Annotated in this window: 24 protein-coding genes and 1 pseudogene; 12 read left to right on the top strand and 13 right to left on the bottom strand. The window is 41.3% G+C overall.

The features are described from left to right. The first annotated feature begins 168 nt into the window (after positions 1-168). On the top strand, positions 169-582 hold the full coding sequence (locus L641_RS0111720; protein ID WP_013463737.1) for a CBS domain-containing protein: 414 nt from the start codon (positions 169-171) through the stop codon (positions 580-582). A gap of 47 nt (positions 583-629) precedes the next feature. Here the strand turns inward: L641_RS0111720 and add are convergent, their stop codons facing one another. The 8 genes from add to cyaY form a co-directional block, all read right to left on the bottom strand. After that, positions 630-1,631: an adenosine deaminase gene (gene add, locus L641_RS0111715; RefSeq protein WP_024601988.1), complete on the bottom strand. Its 1,002-nt coding sequence runs from the start codon at positions 1,629-1,631 to the stop codon at positions 630-632. A 122-nt stretch (positions 1,632-1,753) separates the two neighbouring features. After that, positions 1,754-4,444, bottom strand: a complete 2,691-nt coding sequence (locus L641_RS0111710) for an ATP-binding protein (RefSeq protein WP_024601987.1) — start codon at positions 4,442-4,444, stop codon at positions 1,754-1,756. A 48-nt stretch (positions 4,445-4,492) separates the two neighbouring features. Next, positions 4,493-5,602, bottom strand: coding sequence for a heme biosynthesis HemY N-terminal domain-containing protein (locus tag L641_RS0111705; RefSeq protein WP_024601986.1), 1,110 nt, complete (start codon positions 5,600-5,602; stop codon positions 4,493-4,495). After that, positions 5,599-7,440, bottom strand: a complete 1,842-nt coding sequence (locus L641_RS0111700) for a uroporphyrinogen-III synthase (protein WP_024601985.1) — start codon at positions 7,438-7,440, stop codon at positions 5,599-5,601. The genes L641_RS0111705 and L641_RS0111700 overlap by 4 nt, the downstream gene beginning before the upstream one ends. Next, positions 7,440-8,378, bottom strand: a complete 939-nt coding sequence (gene hemC / locus L641_RS0111695; RefSeq protein ID WP_024601984.1) for a hydroxymethylbilane synthase — start codon at positions 8,376-8,378, stop codon at positions 7,440-7,442. The genes L641_RS0111700 and hemC overlap by 1 nt, the downstream gene beginning before the upstream one ends. Before the next feature lie 71 nt (positions 8,379-8,449). Further along, positions 8,450-9,355: a DUF2914 domain-containing protein gene (locus tag L641_RS0111690; protein WP_016900215.1), complete on the bottom strand. Its 906-nt coding sequence runs from the start codon at positions 9,353-9,355 to the stop codon at positions 8,450-8,452. 23 nt (positions 9,356-9,378) lie between these two features. Further along, the gene (locus L641_RS0111685; RefSeq protein ID WP_024601983.1) at positions 9,379-10,035 is read right to left on the bottom strand and encodes a dienelactone hydrolase family protein; all 657 of its coding nucleotides are present in this window, start codon (positions 10,033-10,035) and stop codon (positions 9,379-9,381) included. Continuing rightward, positions 10,032-10,355, bottom strand: coding sequence for an iron donor protein CyaY (cyaY, locus tag L641_RS0111680; RefSeq protein WP_013463729.1), 324 nt, complete (start codon positions 10,353-10,355; stop codon positions 10,032-10,034). The genes L641_RS0111685 and cyaY overlap by 4 nt, the downstream gene beginning before the upstream one ends. 148 nt (positions 10,356-10,503) lie before the next feature. Between cyaY and L641_RS0111675 the strand changes: the two genes are divergently transcribed. The 7 genes from L641_RS0111675 to L641_RS0111645 all read left to right on the top strand — a co-directional run bounded on the left by L641_RS0111675 (position 10,504) and on the right by L641_RS0111645 (position 15,559). Next, positions 10,504-10,683 (top strand): lipoprotein, encoded by a 180-nt coding sequence (locus L641_RS0111675; RefSeq protein ID WP_013463728.1) that lies wholly within the window; start codon positions 10,504-10,506, stop codon positions 10,681-10,683. After that, a complete protein-coding gene (gene lysA, locus L641_RS0111670) occupies positions 10,684-11,937 on the top strand; it encodes a diaminopimelate decarboxylase (RefSeq protein ID WP_024601982.1) in 1,254 nt (417 codons plus the stop codon). 64 nt (positions 11,938-12,001) lie between these two features. Next, the gene (gene dapF / locus L641_RS0111665; protein WP_013463726.1) at positions 12,002-12,832 is read left to right on the top strand and encodes a diaminopimelate epimerase; all 831 of its coding nucleotides are present in this window, start codon (positions 12,002-12,004) and stop codon (positions 12,830-12,832) included. After that, positions 12,829-13,440 carry a DUF484 family protein gene (locus L641_RS0111660; RefSeq protein WP_024601981.1) on the top strand — a complete coding sequence of 204 codons (612 nt, stop codon included), beginning with the start codon at positions 12,829-12,831 and terminating at the stop codon, positions 13,438-13,440. The genes dapF and L641_RS0111660 overlap by 4 nt, the downstream gene beginning before the upstream one ends. Next, complete coding sequence (locus tag L641_RS0111655) at positions 13,437-14,381, top strand: tyrosine recombinase XerC (RefSeq protein WP_013463724.1); 945 nt, start codon at positions 13,437-13,439, stop codon at positions 14,379-14,381. Before L641_RS0111660 ends, L641_RS0111655 begins: the two co-directional genes overlap by 4 nt. Positions 14,382-14,391: 10 nt before the next feature. Then, positions 14,392-15,102 (top strand): HAD-IA family hydrolase, encoded by a 711-nt coding sequence (locus L641_RS0111650; protein WP_013463723.1) that lies wholly within the window; start codon positions 14,392-14,394, stop codon positions 15,100-15,102. Between the two features lie 97 nt (positions 15,103-15,199). Continuing rightward, positions 15,200-15,559: a HopJ type III effector protein gene (locus tag L641_RS0111645; protein ID WP_024601980.1), complete on the top strand. Its 360-nt coding sequence runs from the start codon at positions 15,200-15,202 to the stop codon at positions 15,557-15,559. A gap of 14 nt (positions 15,560-15,573) precedes the next feature. Here the strand turns inward: L641_RS0111645 and L641_RS0111640 are convergent, their stop codons facing one another. Then, positions 15,574-15,993, bottom strand: coding sequence for a GNAT family N-acetyltransferase (locus L641_RS0111640; RefSeq protein WP_024601979.1), 420 nt, complete (start codon positions 15,991-15,993; stop codon positions 15,574-15,576). A gap of 41 nt (positions 15,994-16,034) precedes the next feature. After that, the gene (locus L641_RS0111635) at positions 16,035-16,340 is read right to left on the bottom strand and encodes a DUF6482 family protein (RefSeq protein WP_013463720.1); all 306 of its coding nucleotides are present in this window, start codon (positions 16,338-16,340) and stop codon (positions 16,035-16,037) included. A 91-nt stretch (positions 16,341-16,431) separates the two neighbouring features. On the opposite strand from L641_RS0111635, the gene L641_RS0111630 reads away from it, so the two are divergent. The 3 genes from L641_RS0111630 to L641_RS0111620 all read left to right on the top strand — a co-directional run bounded on the left by L641_RS0111630 (position 16,432) and on the right by L641_RS0111620 (position 18,826). Beyond that, a complete protein-coding gene (locus tag L641_RS0111630; protein ID WP_024601978.1) occupies positions 16,432-17,124 on the top strand; it encodes a pseudouridine synthase in 693 nt (230 codons plus the stop codon). A 109-nt stretch (positions 17,125-17,233) separates the two neighbouring features. Next, positions 17,234-17,608 carry a BlaI/MecI/CopY family transcriptional regulator gene (locus L641_RS0111625; RefSeq protein ID WP_016900222.1) on the top strand — a complete coding sequence of 125 codons (375 nt, stop codon included), beginning with the start codon at positions 17,234-17,236 and terminating at the stop codon, positions 17,606-17,608. A 9-nt stretch (positions 17,609-17,617) separates the two neighbouring features. After that, complete coding sequence (locus L641_RS0111620) at positions 17,618-18,826, top strand: M56 family metallopeptidase (RefSeq protein ID WP_024601977.1); 1,209 nt, start codon at positions 17,618-17,620, stop codon at positions 18,824-18,826. 74 nt (positions 18,827-18,900) lie between these two features. Here the strand turns inward: L641_RS0111620 and L641_RS22320 are convergent. Further along, positions 18,901-19,283, bottom strand: a pseudogene (locus L641_RS22320) (MAPEG family protein). Between the two features lie 242 nt (positions 19,284-19,525). Between L641_RS22320 and L641_RS0111610 the strand changes: the two are divergent. Continuing rightward, a complete protein-coding gene (locus tag L641_RS0111610; protein WP_024601976.1) occupies positions 19,526-20,407 on the top strand; it encodes a DMT family transporter in 882 nt (293 codons plus the stop codon). Positions 20,408-20,459: 52 nt separating this feature from the next. Here L641_RS0111610 and L641_RS0111605 read toward each other — a convergent pair whose 3' ends face one another. Both L641_RS0111605 and L641_RS0111600 read right to left on the bottom strand, forming a co-directional pair. After that, the gene (locus L641_RS0111605) at positions 20,460-20,777 is read right to left on the bottom strand and encodes a multidrug efflux SMR transporter (RefSeq protein ID WP_010392612.1); all 318 of its coding nucleotides are present in this window, start codon (positions 20,775-20,777) and stop codon (positions 20,460-20,462) included. Then, complete coding sequence (locus L641_RS0111600) at positions 20,777-22,309, bottom strand: bifunctional GNAT family N-acetyltransferase/carbon-nitrogen hydrolase family protein (RefSeq protein WP_010392609.1); 1,533 nt, start codon at positions 22,307-22,309, stop codon at positions 20,777-20,779. The genes L641_RS0111605 and L641_RS0111600 overlap by 1 nt, the downstream gene beginning before the upstream one ends. Positions 22,310-22,374 lie beyond the last annotated feature (65 nt).

The following is a 22,374-nucleotide window of genomic DNA, read 5'->3' as shown; positions in this document are numbered from 1 at the left end:
CAAATGCATCATTTTTAAGGCACCTTAGGGTGCCTTAATTGTTTTTATTGCCCGCCATTACCGCTGCGATGATTGTTATTACCTATTAAACTCATCAACATAAACAATTTCCTAAAATCCAATCTATAAACCATACTTTGTATAGAACATTCAGCGGGAGAAACCTAAATGCTAAATACAAAAGTAAAAGATTTTATGCAACACAAGTTGCCTCATATCACCCCTAATACAGAAATGACGACCGCCATTGCAGAACTACAAAAATTTAAATTGCTTGGTGCCCCAGTATTTGACGATAACAAGTTGCTAGTAGGTTTTATCTCTGAGCAAGAGCTACTTAAACCCCTAATGCAAAGCAGTTATTTTTGTGACGGTATGGTAAAAGTATCGCAGTTGATGCAAACAGAAGTTGTGACGGTCAGCGGTGATACCAATATCATGGAATTAGCAGAACAAATGCAACCCGGTAAGCCAAAGAATTACCCTGTGGTTGATGGTGACGTTGTAGTTGGCATGATCAGCCGTGCCGATATTTTAAAAGCACTTTATGATAATTACGTTAGCTGTCAAACTCACATATAAACAAAAATGCCACTGTAAACAGTGGCATTTTTTTATAGTACAGGTGATTAACGCTGTGCGACTTTGGTTTTGAGTGCCTGTTTATCTGCATCACTTAAATACGCAATCTCAAGTGCATTGGCTTGCGCTTTTTCCATATCAGCTTGCGATAAACCAGCTTGTGGCGCTGCAGTTGCGTATTCGTACTCAATTTCAATCCCTTCAACAGCCGGATCATCGGTATTAATGCTGGCCAAAATGCCATGATCTAAAAACTGTTTAAGCGGATGCTTAGTTAAATCATTCACTGTGCTGGTTTGAATATTACTGGTTAAGCACGATTCAATACCAATACGGTTATCACGTAAATAATCCATTAGCGTTGAGTCTTCAATCGCTTTAACGCCATGCCCTATTCTGCTTGCGCCAAGCTCGTTTAATGCCTGCCAAATACTGGCAGCACCCAATGCTTCGCCAGCATGCACAGTAACCGCTAAATATGCATCGCGTACTTGTTTAAAGTGATCAACAAACAGTTCACCAGGGTAACCAATTTCGTCACCCGCTAAATCAACCGCGACCAAATCATTTTTAAAAGCAAGTAAAGCATCCAGCTCGTGTTGACAGGTTTTAACACCGTAAGTACGAGATAAAATACCAATTAAGTTTGCTTTAATATCAGCATCTTTTGTTGCACTTTTAATACCATCAACCACGGCTTCAACAACGCCCTGAGGATGTAAACCTTGGCTTTGTGCCATGTAGTAAGGGCTAAAACGTAGTTCTACGTAATCAAGGCCTTGCGCTTGTGCATCTTCAATGTTTTCTATCGCAATTCGTCTACAAGCATCATAATCACCCAGTACCGTGACCCCCCAATCAAGCTTTTGTAAAAATGCCATTAGGTTTGGCTCAGGATCAATAACTTGAACATGAGGAATAAGTGCCTCAACATTATCTGCTGGTAAAGCTATATTAAACTGACGACCAAGTTCTAGTATGGTTTGCGCGCGTACATTCCCATCTAAGTGACGGTGAATATCTAGCAAAGGTATTTTTCTATTAATCATAGTAGCTACTCGGTTGAGTTAAAATTGCGCGAATGATACGCAGGTACAGTAATATTTCAAGTGTAGAATATTTAAAATGGCGCTTGGAGGTCTTATGTCTGCCTTTTGTACAAAAATAACTGTTACTTATCTAAGCGAGATAAATAATACCAAAGCGTTTTAAATAGCTCATCAGCTTCAATAGGCTTGGTCATATAGCTATCCATTCCAGAGGTAATCGCTTTTTGAGCGTCTTGTTCGTGAGCGTTGGCGGATAAACCAATAATAGGTAAATCAAAAAAACCTAACTCATTACGAATCACTTTTGTTGCTTGTAAGCCATCCATATTCGGCATTTGAATATCCATTAATACTAGATCGTAGTTTTTTTCGCTAAGCATCGCAATCGCTTCTAAGCCATCATTTGCGATATCAGCAATACCGTGTTTAGTTTCTAAAATAGCACTTACAACATGTTGGTTTAATGGGTTGTCTTCCACTATAAGTAATTGATATTTTTCTAAAGAAATATTACTCACATCAATTTTTGATAAAGCATCAGCACTGTATTTGGCTTTTGGCAGCGATGAATGAACTGGTAAGCTAAAAGTAAACGTAGATCCATGCCCCTCACTGCTTTTTAAATCAATAGCCCCTCCCATCAATTCGACCAATTTTTTACAAATACTCAAACCTAAACCTGTACCACCGTACTGACGCGACGTTGAGCTATCTGCTTGAGAAAAGGGTTTAAAAAGCTGTTTTTGAGCTGCAGAGCTAATGCCAATCCCGGTATCGTTAACGCTAAAGTATGTCATTTTTGATGATTGCCAAATCTTTAACGTAATACAGCCCTTTGCGGTAAATTTTACTGCATTATTTAATAAATTAAGCAGAATTTGCTTTAAACGAATAGGATCGGTATTGAGAGTTAAATGCGCATCGCTGTCATACTCTAATTTTAAAGAAAGCGATTTACTCTCCATCTCAAATTGCATTAAACCGACGATGTCCTCGGCTAATTGTTTGAGGTTCACAGGCTCTTGCATTAACTCAAGTTTACCGGCTTCCATTTTAGAAAAGTCGAGTACATCGTTTAACACTCTTAATAATACACTTAGAGCACCATCAGCTTGCTCTATATAGCCTTTTGCTTGCTGCCAATCCTGTTGTTGTAGCGCTAGATAGTGCATACCCTTTATGCCATTTATTGGCGTGCGTATTTCATGACTCATGTTGGCTAAAAACTGACTTTTTATAGCATTGGCTTCATCGGCCTTTTGTTTTTCTTGGCGTAGCGTGAGTGTTTGCTTTGCCACTTGTTCGCGAATCCGAATATTGGTAGCCGTCACAGAGATCAAAAATATAATCAACAACCACACAAATAACATACCCACTATTTGCGCTAGCCAGTATATGAACCACGATGATTTTAAAACGGGTTGATGCAGCTCAACGCGCCACATTCGCTGACCAATTAACAACTGATATTTTTTTAGTAACACCATAGAATGATGCTCTGCAATATAAAGTGCCTGCTGTTTTTCAGCATTATTAATATCAAAAAAACTAATCGCAATACGCTCATTAGAGTCAAACGACAGCGACTTAGAAAGTTTAGCTAAGCTAACCACGGCAACAACAAATCCTTTAAAATCGCCTTCTGTTACCACATTTCCAAAAACGGGATACATAAAGAGTACACTTAATCCATCGTTATTCGGTATCAGTGCTGTCGGTTCACTGATCACCAATTCATTAAGTACTTTAGATTTAGTGAGTGCTGTGCGTACTTGCTCGTTTGAACCTAAATCAAACCCAACAATATCTTTCATTCCCCTAAGTGGGTTTATATATTTTACGGGGTAATAGAGCTCTCGATAGGGGGCTTTTTGCCATTGCCCATTCGCTGATTTTTGTTTGATAAACGGGTTTTCGCTATCAACTTGCTCAATCCATGATTGATACTCGGCACGAGAATCATCAGTAATCGCAGGAACCCATTTAAAAGCAAGTATTTCTTCACTGTAGCTTAATTGTTTAGCTGTAAACTGCGTAAACTCACTAAAACTAACGTCTTCACTATTTGCTAAAAAACCACTTAATAAAGATAGATGCGCAATGATCTCATCTAACTTTTGATTTATAGCGCTTTGAGTCGCAAGCACTTTCGTTTCTTGCTTTTGAGTGTCTTTTTGTTTTTTTACGCTCGCTGCACCATAAAAGCTAATACTAATAATCGCATAAATAAGTAATGCAGGAACAATAACTTGTAGTCGATGGCGCATCTCAGAATAGTGAAATACAGCTAATAGTAATGGGGTAAAAATTAATACGCCAATGCTGTCACCTATCCACCAAGTAATAAAATTATCCAGCGCATTCGCAGCAGGGATGATCTGGTTAAATACTAATAAGCTCGTACCAGCAATGGCGCCTATAACACAACAGACAGGACCTGCAATTACTAAGCTTTGAATACTCAATTTTATCGATGAAAGATCTAGAGGGGCTTTTATTACTTTTGTAATTATTTGCGCGCCGAGCCATGCTTGCAAAAAAGCAGCGCCGCTGAGGCCCACTGCATGTAACAAAATTTGCCAGTTTAAAATATCTGTAACATGGTCTAAATGAATTAAATTAATCAGTAAAGAACCAGCAATAATGCCTAAGTAAGCGCGATGGCGCCATAATAAAAAACTGGCTAGTGCAATGCCTGCAGGTGGCCAAGAAGCCACGGCATAACCGTCAACTGCGAGTAATAAATTACTAAGATAACCAGTAAAAAAATAAGCGCATGCAAGACTAAAAGAGAGTGTAAACACATTTTTCATAGCCTTCGCTCCTGCGCTTTTAATTATTGATTTATAAAATATAATCCATTATTGATAGAGCACAAGCGCCTTATCTAATTGTGCGCTGTGTTTATAGCTTAGTATAGCTTGTTGTCGATACTGTGATTTGTTATCGCTATTAAGCGCTTTGTCGAATACTCGTGCAGCTAAATCATAATCACCTTGGGCATTCGCTAAACACGCCAGCGCTAATAATAACGCGTTATTGTGCTCGTCTTTTTTCAACCGCTCTTGAATGCTTGATTGCAGCTTGTAAGCATTACTTGGCGCAGCTTCACGTAAAATGTCGGCAAGTTCAGAGTGGTGCTTAGCGTGTTTGAGCATTTTAATTAACTCGTTTTCAATACTCGCCAACTGCCCTGTTTTTGCCATTTGAGTTAAGTACGCAGTGTGCGCATGTGCTTGCAATTTCTTACCTAATTGCTGGTACTTACTGGTTAGCTCATCACTCGCTTGAGCAGCAAAATAAGCTAAAAACACCTGCTGCCACTGCTTATCGCTCAATGCATCTTTACGTAATAAGCGCGGTAAAAAGTCTTCTAATATTTTAAAGTGCTGCTGTTGCACCAACACTTCAGTGTACAGTTTAAGCTCAAGTACCGTGGCTTTTTTAGATTCAGCCGCCATCCGTATTTGCGGTTCAATAACACTGCTGTCGCCACTGGCTAACCATAGTTTAGCCACTTTTAGTTGCTGCTCAGGGCTTATTTCAAACAAGTATTCCAGCGCTTTATCGGGTTGATTATTTGCCAGTGCAGCTTTTGCTAGTAACGCCAAACGTATGTCTAAAAATTTAGCTGGCACACTGTTACTTGATAACGCGCTTTCCACTTGCGCGTAATCGTCATTAATCAAGCTCCACAGTGCTTGCTCTATAGCTGCATGCTTGCGCTCTTGGCTGCGAGCAAAAAATCCATGTTTGGTATTTCTGTAAATAGATAAACAGTAGCGTACGAGTTTGTAAGTTAAATACAAAGCCGCTGCGCTCAGTGCCGCCATAATACAAAACGAAACAATCGTACCTTCTATGGTGGTGTTATTAAATGAAATCAGCACATAGCCTTTTTCATCTAACACGAAAGGAGTGATCGCTAATACCAATACAATAGCGACAATAAAAATGATCAACCCTATCATTGTGCCCACTCCTTAACTTGCTCAGTACTTTGCAATGTCACCTCAGGGTTAAAGTTAAGCGGCTCTTTTTCAAGGTTTACTAAAGTTTGTAGTACCACTTTTGTGGCATTATCATCTTGCTTAAAGTATTCATTAACCAAACGTTTTGTGTCGTTTAAGGCGCTAAAATAGATGCTGGCTTGCTTGCTCATTAGTGCATCTTGCGCCTGAGTAATATTGAGCTTTATGCGCTGATTAATCAGGTGGCGCGCTCTATCAGTTAATAGCGGCTCTATTAATACCCCTTCGTGATGGCGAATTGTAATAAAGCTATCAACTATTTTATTCCAGCTATTTCGGATGTTTTGTTGCCAATCACTCATATTTTCAGAGAGCGCGTTTTCATCAGTTACTGACGCTTCTTCTGGCAAATTAACCGCATTAAATACCAAGTTATCGATACGATCTTTTACACTATTTAACTGTAAGTAAATCGCCTCTGTTGCAACGGGTTTAATGCTATCGAGCGTTTGTATGTCTTGTATAATTGCTTGGCGTAACTCAAGCGTGCCTGGGTGATCGCTTAAAAGTGAATCTAAACGTTTAAGCACTGCACTTGTGCCTTGGTAATCTTGTTCAGCCCACAATTTAAATTCAGCCATGCGTTGTAAGCTAGTCACTTCTTGTGGGTTTAATGTGTTACCACTTTGCTGCACTTTTTGCAGTGCTGCTTTTAATGCTTGCTGATTTTTTACAGAGTTTTCATTAAGCGCCATAGCAGTTTGCTCTTCGCTCTTTTGTAACGCTTGCTGTAGACTGAGCTGCTCAGACTTAAGCGCTTGCAGCTCTTGCTGCAATATCTTATTTTGCTCTGTTAATGCATTAACCGCTAAATTTTGCACTTTACCGGCATTGAGCTTTTGATAAAACTCATAACCCACGCCACTGGCAACAAGTAACGAAATCACCAACGCTAAACTCCCCACCTTACTCACTTTATGGGTATTATTTTGCGTTTGATTATTGGCTTTTGCAGTGTCATTTTTAGCGGTGTTAGACGTGTTATTGGCTATTGGCTGCGCTGCTGCTTTTTCTACTTTTGACGTCGCTGACTGTTCACTCATTTTGCTACCTTGCTGATTAATGCAGGCAAACATAGCGTGGTCGCTAGCTCCTGCCGCAGTATGTATATGTGTCGAATTTATTTTTTGCTGTTGTAAATAATCGCCAATACGCTCACTGGCAACATAAAATTCGCACTGTTGTAACCATGTTAGTTGCGCCGCGGTAAGGGTATTAAAAATGGCATCAACGGCGGCATTACTAGTAATGACTATACCGTGTACATTCTGGCTTTGCCAGTGGTCTATCCAGTCAGCGGATTGTTGCGCTACCGGCTCGCGCTGATACACCACACAATTATTTAAAAAAGCACCGCGTTGTTTTAAGGTTTTTGCTATCTCAGGTCGCCCACCAATGCCTTTAACCAACACGATATTACTGCCATCAACCTCAGCCAATGACTTAAGCGCCAGCAACCCCTCAGAGTCATGTTGTTTTGGCAAAGCAGCACGTACACCAAATACTTCATAAATGGTGTCGGCTGTTTGTTGGCCAACACCATAAAACTGCGCTTTGGTGTTAATTACAGGCTTAAGGGCACTCAGTGCATGTACTGCATCTTGCGAAACAAAAATAATTTTGTCGGCATTAACCAACGGGCTTAGCTCAACGCTGGTTGGGGTTAAATACGTTATTTTTAGAACAGGACATAAAGACGCTTGATAACCCGCTTGCTCAAGTTGCTGTGCAAGGGCTGCGCCTTTTCCTTCGGGCCGAGTTATCAAGATGTGTTTCATTATGCGTCTCGATATACGTCAGCAAGGATTTTATCTGCGCCTTGTGCTAAGAGTTTTTTAGCCAGCTCAACTCCTAATTTTTCCGCATCATCAACATGCCCACAAATTTCATCGCGTAAAATTTCGCTGCCATCAATCGCCCCAACTAAACCACGTAAATGCACTTGCTCACCATCAACCAATGCATAAGCACCAATCGGAACTTGGCAGCCCCCTTCTAAGTGGCGGTTCATTGCGCGCTCGGCATTAACACGAATACGAGTTTCACTGTGCTCCAGCGGAGCTAATAAGGCTTTAGTAACTTCATCATTTATACGGCATTCAATACCGACAGCACCTTGACCATTAGCAGGTAACGACACTTCTGGCTCAATAAAGTCACGAATACGTTCACCCATTTCTAAACGAATTAGCCCAGCCGCTGCGAGTATAATCGCATCGTATTGACCACTATCAAGCTTTGCTAAACGTGTATTTACATTGCCACGTAAGTCACGAATTTCTAAATCTGGACGCAACGCTCTAATTTGGCATTGGCGACGTAAACTTGAGGTGCCAACAATGGCGCCTTGCGGTAACGCATCAATATTGGCAAAATTATTTGATACAAACGCGTCACGCGGGTCTTCACGCTCACAAATAACATGTAACTCTAAATCATCTGGAAATTCGACTGGCACGTCTTTCATTGAATGCACTGCAATGTCTGCTCGCCCATCAAGCATGGCTTGTTCTAGTTCTTTTACAAATAAGCCTTTACCACCAATTTTAGCCAGTGGTGTATCTAAAATAATGTCACCTTGAGTCGACATAGGCACCAGCTCTACACGCACGTCATCGTGAAAATGCTCTAGCTGCGCTTTTACAAATTCAGCCTGCCACAGTGCCAATGCACTTTTACGAGTAGCAATGCGAACTAACTTTGTTTTTTCAGTCATAAAATATCCATTAATAATTACTGGGGTCTGTTGACCTTCCAGGATTAAAACCTGTTCTATCTGAGGGCGATTTAATCAGCTAAAATTCTAAATTCTTTTTGCGCAATGAGTAAGCCTCGCTCATCAACCACATCAACGCGCCAATTCCCTAGCTGGGAATCCATAATATTTTTAGTTGAGTAAGTTCGGTAGCGCGGAGAAGTAACTTTGAGCGACACTTCCGCCATCACTTCGCCTTCAAATAACCAAATATGCTTTACCTGCTGACCTTGTAAGTTTTTAAGCTCACTAAAAAATGACAATGATTCTTCAAATTGGCTTAAACGCACATCGGCGGCAAATACATTGGTTGGTTCACGATTACTCACACTGCGCGTCAATACGGCTCGGCTAATAGTAGCTGTATCTATTTTGGCACCAATGGCCACACTCGCAACTTGTGCTGATTCAGCAAATACTTTTTGCTCAGCCGGTTTTTCACTGGCCGTTTCGGTTTCAGGCGTTTGGTTATCTGTTGCAGCCATGGCTGCTTCTTCAGGCTCAGCAGTGAGCGTTGGCTCTACTTCTTGCTCAATAATACTTTGTTGAACTTCAGGCTCTGATGTTACTTGTTCGGTAATAGGAGCTGGTTTTTGCTCATCTGGGGAAAGGATTTTAGGTGCTGCAATTGCGACACTGCTCAGCAGCTCCTCATCAGCATCTGTTGCGTTTTCACTCTCTGCTGATGCTGCAGTATCATCGCTTAACGACACAATTGCTGTTTGTTGCTCAGTAGAATCGAACTGCTCATTAGGATGCTGCGCCCCTTGATCAGCATTCACAGCGCTAGACAGGCCGTAAATAACCGCTGCAGAGGTCATAATCACCAACATAGAAATACTCACAATCCGACGCCAATGCCACTCATAGCTCACGCTGGGTTCGCTAACCTGTGGTTCACGTTTTACATTTGCTGTTATTACTATTTTTTGACTCATTTTGACCCTCAGCGGCTCCTAAACTAACTTAAGCGAGAAATTAACCATTGGCGCACAGCTTGTAACTCTTGTGTACAAACCTGATGCCCCATAGGGTATTCTTGCCAACTCACATCCATGTTATGCGTTGATAATACTTCAAACGCACTTCTACCCGCGCTATGCGGTACAACGTCATCTTGGCTCCCATGAGCCATAAATATATTTAGCTGTGTTTGCTTTGCTTCATCAGCCAATTTATGTGGCACACACATATAGGTTGATAGTGCCATAACGCCAGCAAGCTTTTGCTCTAAACGCGGGGCTAAATGTAGCGATATGACGCCACCTTGTGAAAATCCCGCTAAAATAATTTTGTTCGCCGGTATGCCGTTAGCCATTTCTTGCGTTATTAATTGCTCAACTTTTGCTGCAGACTCCCTAACCCCTTGTTCATCTGCACGTTTGTCTAAATCCATCGATTTAATGTCATACCATGAGCGCATCTGCATACCGCCGTTAATAGTAACGGCCTGCATAGGCGCATGCGGAAATACAAAACGCACACCTAGTTCACTGGGTAAATCGAGCTGTGGCGCTACTGGGGCAAAACCGTCACCAGAATCACCCAAACCATGTAGCCAAATAACCGTGGCTTTATGCGTTCCCTGAGCTGGGTATTGAACAAACTCTAAACTCATAGCGATGATTGCCACTTAATTTCTTGACCCGCTTGACGTGTTGACGCTTCATTGATGAAACTCCAAAACTCTGCGCCTGAGCGGTTATCAATCCATTGACCATCACGCATTTCAAAATGGTGACCGTTAAATTTTGTTGCCACCCACACTTGATGCAACGGTGCTTGCTTATTAATCACAATTTTACTGCGATCTGGAAAAATAATTTCTAAAATACCTTGAGCCGATTCATAATCTAAATCTGCTTCACAATCATCAACTTGTTCTTCAATTGTGAACATAAGAGCTTCTGCTAACTGGTGATATTCGTGATCAGTCATCGTTAATTTCCTTTGCAGGCAAGACGCCTAAATAATGGGTGCATGTTTGTACAGCTAGTGTAACAGGAATAAAATCATCCGCGAATAGCTGCATTTTTTAGATATTCTGTTACTCTGCGATTATAAAGCCAGCAACCGTATTAATCTAATGAAAGCGACATATACCTTACAATTAAAACAACTATTAATCAGCACCGTTTTGTTGTGTGCGTTAGCTGGCTGTGGTCAAAGCGGCCCGCTGTACTTACCAGAGCAGCCTACTGAACAAAATCAGCCAACAGACACCCCCAACAAGCAAACACCTATTGAGCAAAAACAGGAGCAGTAAATGGATTTTTTTAATTATAAAAACAACCAACTATTTGCTGAAGATGTCAGCGTAGCAACGATTGCACAGCACTATGGTACACCGTGTTATGTGTATTCAAGAGCGACGTTTGAACGCCATTATTTAGCGTTTGCCAATGCAGCTCAAGATCATAAAAGCCTAGTGTGCTACGCCGTTAAAGCAAATTCAAATATTGCAGTATTAAATATACTGGCGCGACTTGGTGCGGGTTTTGACATTGTTTCAAAAGGCGAGCTCGCGCGGGTCATCAAAGCGGGAGGCGCAGCCAATAAAGTGGTGTTTTCTGGGGTTGCTAAAACCGCTGACGAAATTGCTTATGCGTTAGAATTAGGTATTAAATGTTTTAACGTTGAATCAATCTCAGAGCTTGAGCGCATTTCAGAAGTAGCGTGTGAGCTTAATCTAGACGCGCCAATTTCTATTCGTGTTAATCCTGATATTGATGCTAAAACACACCCGTATATTTCTACTGGCCTAAAAGAAAACAAATTTGGCATTGGTATCGAAACCGCGTTAAGTGTGTACCAACATGCTGCGTCGTTACCTGGCTTAAATATAGTTGGGGTTGATTGTCACATTGGCTCACAGCTGACACAAACCAAACCGTTTTTAGAGGCGCTTGATAAACTACTGGCATTAATTGATGAGTTAAAAAATGCAGGTATTGAGTTAAGCCATTTAGATATTGGTGGAGGCCTTGGCGTAACCTACGACGACGAACAGCCTCCCCACCCGAGTGAGTATGCAGCACAAGTAACACAGCGCCTTACTAATTATCGCCACCTTGAACTGATTTTTGAACCAGGGCGAGCTATTGCCGCCAACGCTGGGATTTTAGTGACTCAGGTTGAGTTTATTAAGCAAAATCAAGACAAGTACTTTGCGATTGTTGATGCGGGTATGAACGACATGTTGCGCCCATCACTTTATCAAGCGTGGCAAAAAATTATTCCTGTCTCGGTGCGTGATGACGAAACACCTACCCACAACTATGATGTGGTTGGGCCGGTGTGTGAAACCGGTGACTTTTTAGGTAAAGACCGCCCTCTAGCACTCAAACAAGGTGACTTATTAGTGCAGCGAAGCGCTGGAGCATACGGCTTTACAATGAGTTCAAATTATAACTCACGCCCACGGGTTGCCGAAATAATGGTAGATGGTGAGCAACATCATCTTATTCGCGAACGCGAAACCATCGAGAGCCTGTACCAAGGTGAGAAAATTTTACCATAAACATTTTTGTTACCTAGCTGCTCTGTGGCATGATTAGCGCAGAGCAAAACCGAATTAGAGCGCTATGTTAGTTAATTTTTCCAAAATGCACGGCTTAGGTAACGACTTTGTTGTGATTGATAATATTACACAAAACGTTTTTTTATCCCGTGATCAAATCAAAAAGCTGGCCGATCGCCATTTCGGCATTGGGTTTGACCAATTACTGATGGTTGAAGCCCCTTACTCACCCGATCTCGATTTTCACTATCGGATTTTTAATGCCGACGGCCACGAAGTAGAACAATGTGGTAACGGCGCCCGTTGCTTTGCCCGCTTTGTGCGCATGAAAGGCTTAACCAATAAACATAAAATTAGCGTTTCAACTAAATCTGGTAACCTCACCCTGTATATTGAAAAAGACGGCCAAGTAACGGTTAACATGGGACACCCTAATTTTGAGCCGAGTAAAATCCCGCTTAAAGCAACCAAACGTGAGCTGACTTATATTATTCGTGCAGAAGAACATACCGTTTTTAGCGGTGCTGTTTCTATGGGTAACCCGCATTGCGTCATGGAAGTAGACGACATTGAAACGGCACAAGTGAGTACCCTTGGCCCGTTGCTTGAAAATCATGAACGTTTTCCACAGCGCGCAAATATTGGCTTTATGCAGGTTATTTCTCAAGAACACATTAAACTCAGAGTGTGGGAACGTGGTGTAAGCGAAACACTTGCTTGTGGTACCGGTGCGTGTGCCGCTATGGTGATTGGCTTTATTCAAAACAAGCTCACCAGCACAGTGCAAGTTGATTTACCCGGCGGTAGCTTACAAGTTCGCTGGAGTGGCGAAGGCCACCCTGTGCGTATGACAGGCCCCGCTGAACATGTATTTGATGGGCAAGTTGCACTATGAGTGAATTAACTAAACAGCAAGTAATAGATTACTTACAACAGCACCCTGATTTTTTAATAAATCAACCTGCGCTATTAGCGCAACTTGAGTTACAACAGCAAGTTCAGGGTGCGACTTCGTTAGTACATATTCAGCAACGTCAACTACGTGAACATAATACTCAGTTAAAACATCAAATCGAGACGATGACCAAGCATGCCACGCAAAATGAACTCGTGTACCGCTTGTTCAGTCAATGCCATCGTCAGCTTTGGAGCAATTACGACTTTAATACTTTGGCAAGTAACTTACGCAACATTATTTGCATGAGCCCGACTATTAATGAGTGCAAACTCGTAAGATACGACAGCGCGTTTGAGGGCTTAGTAAAGCATAGATTGTCAGATAGTAATCATTATTTAGGGCGGGTAAATCAGCAAGAGCGCGACTTACTCTTTAACGATGATACCCAATCGACCGCCCTGTATTTAATTGGCGAACCCACTAACCCCTACGCAATTTTGGCTTTTGGCAGCCACGATGAGAACCACTTTGAGCCCTCACAAGATAACTTATTTGTGTTAGATTTTGTACGCTCATTACAAATACGGTTACTGGAACTGGCATGAGCGACGACACGCCAAATATTAGCGACTTAAGCGATAGCTGGCGTACACCCATTACATTATTTAGTGATTACTTAAAATTTGAACGCCAGTATTCAGCGCACACCGTCAATCAATATGTTAGCCAATTAGGTTTTGCCGCCTTGTATTTTAATAAGCTATGCGACAATTGGTTTGCCGTACAAAGTGAGCACATTCGCCGTTACAGCATGGCGCTGCGCGCTAAGCAACTGAGCGGCAGAACAATCAGCTTAAAGCTAAGCTGCATTCGAAGTTTATATAAGTTTTTAAAAGCAAAAAATATTACTGAGCAACCGCATTACCATAACCCCGCGCAAGGGATAAAAGGCCCTAAATTTGCCAAGCCTTTACCTAAAAATCTTGATGTTGACCAAATGGCACGTTTACTCGAAATCCCCGATGACGATCCACTTGCCATTCGAGATAAAGCCATGATGGAACTCATGTATTCATCAGGTCTGCGCATTAGCGAGTTAGTTGGTGCTAACATGCAGGATATAAACGCCCGTAATGGTGAAATACTGGTACGTGGTAAAGGTGCAAAAGAACGGCTAATACCGGTTGGCTCTAAGGCCCTTGAGGCATTAAAGAAATGGCTCGCGGTTCGGCCGCTATTTATGGGCGCAGACGAACACGCGGTATTTTTAAGTAGTAAAAAAAACCGTATCTCTGTGCGCCAAGTCCGTTTGCGAATGCAAGAATGGGGCATTAAACAAGGTATAAGCTCACAAGTGCATCCGCATAAATTACGCCACTCATTTGCGTCGCATATTTTAGAATCGTCTGGCGATTTACGAGCAGTACAGGAGCTATTAGGCCACAGTAGTTTATCTGCAACCCAAGTTTATACTCATTTAGATTTTCAGCACTTGGCTAAGGTGTACGACAACACCCATCCACGAGCTAAAAAACGAACCGATTAGGGTAATAACCATGATCCGATTTAATCGCGCAATTTCTCCTTTTTCTGTACTAAGCTTTGACTTAGACGACACCTTATACGACAACCGCCCAATCATAACCGCAGCCGTTCAGGCGCAAATTGATTATTTAAATGCGCTGCCAGGCTATAAAAAACAGGGGCCACAGTTTTGGCAACAATGCCGTGAGCGAGTTGTTCAACACCAACCTGAACTCATTGATAACGTCACTCAGTGGCGTAAACATACCCTACGCTTAGTTTTGTCTGAGCTTGGTTTTAAAGACGATGAAGTAGAGCATCATGCACACAGTGCTTATCAAGCATTTGCTGATGCGCGCAGTAATATTGAAGTGAGCGAAGACGTACTAACATTGCTTGATAAACTAAGCCAGCACTACAAATTAATTGCCATTACTAACGGTAATGTAGAGGTTGAGCGTTTTAATTTAAAAGATAAGTTTGAACTGGTGCTGCAAGCTGGCCTGCACGGTAAAGCTAAACCACATACGACCTTATTTGATCAAGCTGCAACACATTTGCGTATTAACAACAGTGAAATTTTACACATAGGTGACAGCCTTGATAGCGATGTGCAAGGTGCTAATAACGCTGGCTGCCAGTCTGTGTGGTTAAATAATCAAGCACAAGCCTATGCCTACAAAGGACTTGCTGATATTGAAATAACCAACATTCATGCGTTAACCCACTTAATTGGTAAATAAACTATGCTTGTTTTATTGGCTCAATTGAATATAAATCAATCATAAGATAGGTTAGGGGTAATTACTTAACAATATCTTATAATAACAAGGACAGCGTATGACGCTTACAAACTACTTAACAACGCTCGCGAATGAGCCTAAAAGCATTGCTTTTGCTGATACTATGGCCGTTATTGATGAGCATTATACTTTTACTGCATGCAGCTTTAGTAACCATGGGTTGTTGAGCTCTGCGAGTGAGAATAACGGTTCATGCAAGATTTTTGCATTTGCAAAGCTCAATGGTCTTAGTAAGCAAAATACATTAGATTGTTTTGGGGCATTTTATCGCGAAGATGTGCTAAACAACCCAGATGCAGACGATCACATGAATATTCGCACCTTTATGTTAGCGCCTGAAGCTACCCCATTTTTAGGTGTTACCTTTGATGGTACGCCATTAACAGCAAAAAAATAACGCTCCAATCAGCGTTATTCAGCCACTATTAGCGGTTTTTCCATAAAGTAACGAGTGCCATTAAGTGGGTAATAATCAAGTTGATATTTAACTTGGTAACCCCGTTTTTCATAAAAAGGTTTGGCTTGAAAGTCTAAGGTGTCAAGCTGAGCCTGAACGGCACCCATTTCAATTGCTGCATTTTCAAGTGATGTTAATAACGAATCAGCCAAGCCATTGCCTCGTACCGATTCATCGCACCATAACCAGCTTATTAGCAACCAGTTACCAAACACATGACCGCTTATGCCTGCAACTAACTCACCTTGTTTATCGAGATATTTAAAGCCAAGAGGTTGACGCTGTGCGTCGAAGTGCTGAGCATTAAACTCAAGCATGTGCGCGCGCAGTGCTTGATTTAATTGCTCAGAATTATCGGGATGTAATAGGTACATTGGATGATTCCAAATAGACCTATATTAGCAAATACCTGATATTAAAACAGGTTGTTTTGCCCAAAGGGCACTTCGAGCATATTACTGGAAATTTTTTCCGGTTGACCACACATTTCATCATAAGCACTGGTGTGCCTTAGCATCATTTGTGCATAGGCGATATCTTCAAAGCGTTTTTGAATATGTAATGGGCTTAGTGCCTTCACAAATTCACCATTACTTTCTTGTACATAGTATTCAACATTATTAATGACAACAGACACTTGGTACAAGGCCATTTCCAGTGAATGAACAACCACTTTTTGTAATGGCTGATGCTTTTTTAGTTCTGAAAATTGAATACCCATAGTAACCTACCTACTGTTAAATTAACTGTCCAAGTAATCAATACGCAGCTTTGCTATAATCGCGATCAATATTTTTTAATTACACGGCATTATGGATACAAAAATTCGACTTGCTAAATACATTGCTCATGCCGGTATTTGCTCACGAAAACAAGCGTCGCGCTTGATTGATGAAGGCGTTGTCATCGTTAATAATCGCCCCGCTAATCATATTGATCATGTGGACGAAAACGACCGTGTTATCGTTAATGGCCACGCCATTAAAGGCCCAGCCGATTTAGTGTACTTTGCCTATCACAAACCGGTAGGGATTGACTGTAAACTCAATCATCACGACCCCAGCAGCCTTATCCATCACCTGCCTCAACTTACCCGTGTTTACCCTATTGGCCGCCTTGATAAAGATTCTCGTGGTTTAATTATCTTGACCAACGACGGAGACTTTTGTAATCAACTGATTCATCCAGACTTTCATCAACCCAAACGCTACTTAGTCACTGTGAATAAACCATTAGACGCGCATTTTTGTGAAAAAATGGCAGCAGGCGTCCCCGTTGATAAGCAAATAACACGACCTTGTGAAGCAGTTAAAATAGCGAGTAATCAATTTAGTATTGTTTTAAAACAAGGGCTCAACAGGCAAATACGTAAAATGGCGCATTACTGTGGCTACACAGTCATTGATTTATACCGCGTACAGATCAGTGAATTATTATTAGATAATTTAAACCTCCCAGAAAACCACTTTATAAAAATTAACAAAAACGATATTTTAAGCCAATAAGCTCACATTAATCCCCTTCCTTTAGCGTGATTAAAAAACAAAAAATAAACTTGCAAAAATAGATTACAGGTGTAGTCTTAAATAAAAGATTACACTTGTAGGCAATAAAATGATCGAATTATCAAAAGCAGAATTTGAAGTGCTGGATGCACTCTGGATTAACTACCCCGCCACAGCCAGCCAAATTATTGAGCGTTTAAGTGACGATAAACAATGGCACGAAAAAACCATTAAAACCTTATTGGGTCGTTTAGTAAAAAAAGGCGCGCTTAGCTTTGAAAAAGACGGCCGCCAATATATTTATACGCCATGTATTGCCCGTGCTGATTATACTTTAAAAGAGAGTAAGAACTTCATAGAGCGCTTTTTTAGTGGTCGTATTGCCCCTTTGGTAAGTGGCTTCGCTAAATCGGAGCAACTCTCTCAGCAAGATATAAACGAGCTTAAAAAAGTCATTGATGACTGGGAAAAGAATCAAAAGTAAGGAGTTAGCATGGCGATTCAAATAGGATTTAATTGGCTCATTGAGCAGCAGCTATTATTAAGTCTGTTGTTTGCAGGGTTTGTTTTACTGGAGCGCTTTGGCTTAAAAACCCTTGGTTCACGCTTTGTGTATAAATTAGCTTGGTTAATACCTGTATCAGTTCTGTTGGCTAATTTACCTAGTGCAATTAAGCCACTGCAAAATAGCGGCATTAGTTACCATTTAATCACGCCTAATCAATCACTTACAAACAGCTTGAGTGTTAGTTGGGCGCTACTGTATGTCATTATTACCACGGTCTTATTAATTGCCGCTGTTGTTACCCATACCCGATTTGTTAAAGGCCTACAGCTCACTGAATTAGCGAACTTTAAGCAGGTAATAACCGGAGTAAAAACTTATACCAGTGCTCAGGTGGCTACGCCCATGGTCATTGGTGTTTTTAATAGCAAACTGGTATTGCCGCACAATTATAATACTCAGTTTGATAATACTACTCTGGCGCTTATTCTAGAGCACGAAAACGTGCATATAAAGCGCAAAGACAACCTTATAAATGTGCTGCTATTACTGGCTACAATTTTATTGTGGTTTAACCCTCTGGCTTGGATGGCTTACGCAAGCTGTAGACGTTTGCAGGAGCTAACTTGTGATGAACGGGTACTAAGCAATAAAACCACACAGCAACAAATTTTATACAGCAAAGCCTTAATAAACTGCGCTGCCAATGCGCCAGCGGGTCTGATGGCTTATTCACACTACGGAGATAAAAAAACCATGTTACAACGACTTACTAATATCAAACATAACGGCGCACATTCGCGCCTAGCAAAAGGAAGCGTGTTACTTATCGCTGCGAGCTTGCTCAGCGGCTTAGCTGTAGCAAAGCAACCTGAAGCATCAGCTAAAAAAGAAACATCTATCGCTCCCGTAATGCGAATCGAACCGCTTTACCCAAAACAAGCGGCGGAACAAGGCATTAGCGGTTCAGTGGTATTAAAATACGACATAACCCCAGCAGGCAAAACAGCTAACATTACTGTTGTAAAAGCTGAACCAGAAGCAGTCTTTAACAAAGAAGCAAAAAGAGCACTGATGCAATGGCAATATACACCTTCATCAATGGGACAACAAAACGTACTAATACAACTTGATTTTGCACTCAACAGTACAGTTAAAAAAAGTGATTTAATAGAGCGAGTTAACATATCGCATTAATGGGAATAGGTGCTTAAGACTATAAAGCAAGCACCCTTTTAGGCTGCTTGCTTTGTGGTTTTTGCTTATTCTCGTTATAAACTGACGGCGATCATGCCAATAGCGGTGCCTATTCCCACCAGCCAAGTGATCGAGCGAATAATATCGAGGTTTAAATAATAAAAAGTACAAAATAAAATACGCGCTACAATATGCGTCATCGCTAAAGTTTCGGTTACGGCATTAACATTGTTTGTGCCTAATACAGCAGCCAAAGCAACGGCAAAAACTGCTAACGATTCAAACAGTTTTGATGAGCAGCCAGCGCCCGTGCTCCGAGTCCTGTAAGTTGTGTTTGTTGTTGCCGCGGATGTTTATTATCGTAACCACCGAGCTTATTCATTTCTATAATAGCTGGGATTCTCGCAACATAAGGCATAGTCACTGCCATTAAGGCGCAAACCAATAAAGTCGTCATTATAATTCTCAAGTTATTATTTATGACCCAAAATAACACAGCAAATAGAAAAAAGCCGCCAAATATAAATAACCTGAGCTCTGGCGGCTAGCAGTAACACCCCTCACACTATAGCCGATTTAAGCAGTGCGTCACTGTGGCAAATTGTCGCAGGTGATGAATATTCATTATGCCTTTTTGATGGTCGCTTTAATGCCAGAGTACTGCTAAATTACTCCTCCACTTATTGTATGTTGTTTAAGATGATTTGGATTTTACTGACTATTTTTGCCGCATTTATGCAGTCATGGCGTAACGCTCTGCAAAGTAAATTAAGCACTCATGTGAGCATTGCTGGCGTTACATTAGCCCGCTTTATTGTGGCAAGCCCTATTGCTGGGCTGTATTTATATGCGCTTTATTATTACCAAAATGCTCCCTTTCCTTCATTTAACCCTTTATTTATTAGCTACATTATTGGTGCCAGCATAGTGCAAATTATTGCCACGGGACTCATGGTTAAATTATTTAAAATGAATAATTTTGCTGTAGGCGCCGGGCTAGCTAAAAGTGAAGCGCTTATGGCGGCCATACTCGGGTTGCTGTTTTTTGGCTCAACGCTTTCATTACTTGGTTGGTTTGGCGTGTTTATTGGTGCAATTGCGGTATTGCTATTAAGCGGTATCGCCAATGTGAAACACTTTAGCTTAAAAACCGCCTTAACAGGGCTTGCTTGCGGTACTTCGTTTGCGTTGTCATCGTCATGGATCCGCGAAGCAAGTTTAAGCTCAGGTATAGCTTTTCCTTATGCACCCGCGTGGGTTTTATTGCTTGTTATTAGTTTACAAACACTAATGCTGTGTATTTATATTGCCTTAAAGGAACGCGATACATTTAAAACTATGTTTCAGCATAAGGGCATGACTTGTACGGTGAGTATATTTAGTTGCTTGGGATCAATAGGTTGGTTTAGCGCAATGAGCTTGCAACATGTTGCCTATGTAAAAACGCTCGGCCAGATAGAAGTATTTTTTACGATGTTAATCTCTATTTTATGGCTAAAACAACCGCTAAAACGCCAAGATAGCGCTGGGCTATTATTGATTGCAGTGGCTGCAATATTGGTAATGCTGCCGAGCAGCTAAAAAAGCGCAGGTATCAACCTGCGCTTATTTTTTAATAACTAATGACTAATGACTAATGACTAATTTTTAGGGTGATCACACCACAAATAATCATTAACACACCAGCAATACGACCAAACGTGGCGGCATCACCGTAAAATAATATACCCACTAAAAACGTACCTGCTGCGCCAATACCCGTCCATACCGCATAAGAAGTCCCCATAGAGATTTGCTTTTGCGCTAACCAAAGCATAAAGCCACTTGCGACCATAAACGCGATTGCAATTGCAATGCCTTGCCAACGAGTTTCAGGGGTTTGAGAAATTTTTAACCCTATAGGCCAGCCAATCTCAAGTAACCCAGCAATAATTAAATACATCCACGCCATTAAATATCTCTCTTTTTCAATATCACTTCATACAAATCGTGACGGCGGTCTTTTAAATTACGCACTGTCCCTTCACTGTGTAGAATTTTTAACTTATCCATATCTAAGTCGCTAAATAATAACATTTCTGTATTGGTGGTGGCTTCATTTAGTGTGGCATCGTGCGGAAATGAAAAGTCCGATGGGGTTAGTACCGCCGACTGCGAAAACTGCACATCTAAGCTTTCTACTTCAGGTAAGTTACCCACAGAGCCTGCAATAACCACATAACATTCGTTTTCAATGGCACGTGCTTGGGCACAATGGCGTACACGCAAGTAACTGTTTTTAGTGTCAGTCCAAAATGGCACAAATAAAATATCCAAACCTTGGGTGGCCAAAATACGTGACAACTCAGGAAATTCGACATCGTAACAAATTTGAATACCTACACGGCCTGCATCTGTATCGAATACAGCAATTTTATCACCGCCTTGGATCACCCAATCATTTTGTTCATGCGGGGTAATATGAATTTTACGTTGCTCGTCTATTTTACCGCTGCGATGGCATAAATAACTAACGTTATATATTTTATCGTCTTCGGCAAGCGGCATTGAGCCGGTAATAATGTTGGCGTTGTATTCTATCGCCATACGCGACATGGCGTTTTTAAAAGTCTCAGTGTATTCGGCTAAATACCGAATTGCCTCGGTTTGGTTACTTTGTTCGGTTAATCCCATCAGTGGCGCATTAAAAAACTCAGGGAATAAAATAAAATCGCTTTTGTAATCAGATACCGTATCAACAAAGTATTCAACTTGCTTAAGCATTTCTTCAACCGATTCAACACAGCGCATTTGCCATTGCACAGCTCCTACGCGCACGATTGATTTAGTTGACTCAATAACGGTGTCGGTTGGCTCATACATAATGTTATTCCACTCAAGTAATGTGGCATAACCGACCGACTCCTGATCTTCAGGTAAGTATTTTTTTAATAATCGTTTAACCTGAAAGTCATTGGCTAATTGAAAACTGAGTATAGGGTCATACAGCTCTTTTTGATCGACCTTTGCAATGTATTCCATCGGGGTCATTTCACTGCTGTGATTGTAATAACGCGGAATGCGGCCACCCGCTAAAATAGCGCGTAAGTTATACTGGCGACACAATTCTTTTCGCGCATCATATAAACGGCGCCCTAAACGCATGCCTCGGTATTGCTCACTAATGGCAACATCCAAGCCGTATAAAGCATCTCCTGTGGTATCGCTAAATACACGGTCGTGGCCATCGGCAATATCTTCATAGGTATGCGGGTTTGAAAAACGCGCATAATCTACCTGTACACTCAGCGCTAAACCCACCAGCACGCCGTCATCCACAATACCGATTTGCCCTTCAGGGAACTGATCGATGAGTCTAAAAATAGTATGGCTTGGCCATGCTCCGCCTAGGTCGGGGTAAGCTTCGTCCATCAAGGTTTTAATTTGTGGGTATTGTTCTCGGGTTAAGTTACAAATTTCAAGATGGGTTTTTTCTGCCGACATACGCAACTCCTTGGGGCATGTAAGAATCAAAAAAGCTGAACACATGCTCAGCTTTATTAGGTTTA

The organism is Pseudoalteromonas sp. TB41, assembly GCF_000497975.1.
GTDB classification, from domain to species: domain Bacteria; phylum Pseudomonadota; class Gammaproteobacteria; order Enterobacterales; family Alteromonadaceae; genus Pseudoalteromonas; species Pseudoalteromonas tetraodonis.
This window is presented reverse-complemented; position numbering and strand designations above follow the sequence as displayed.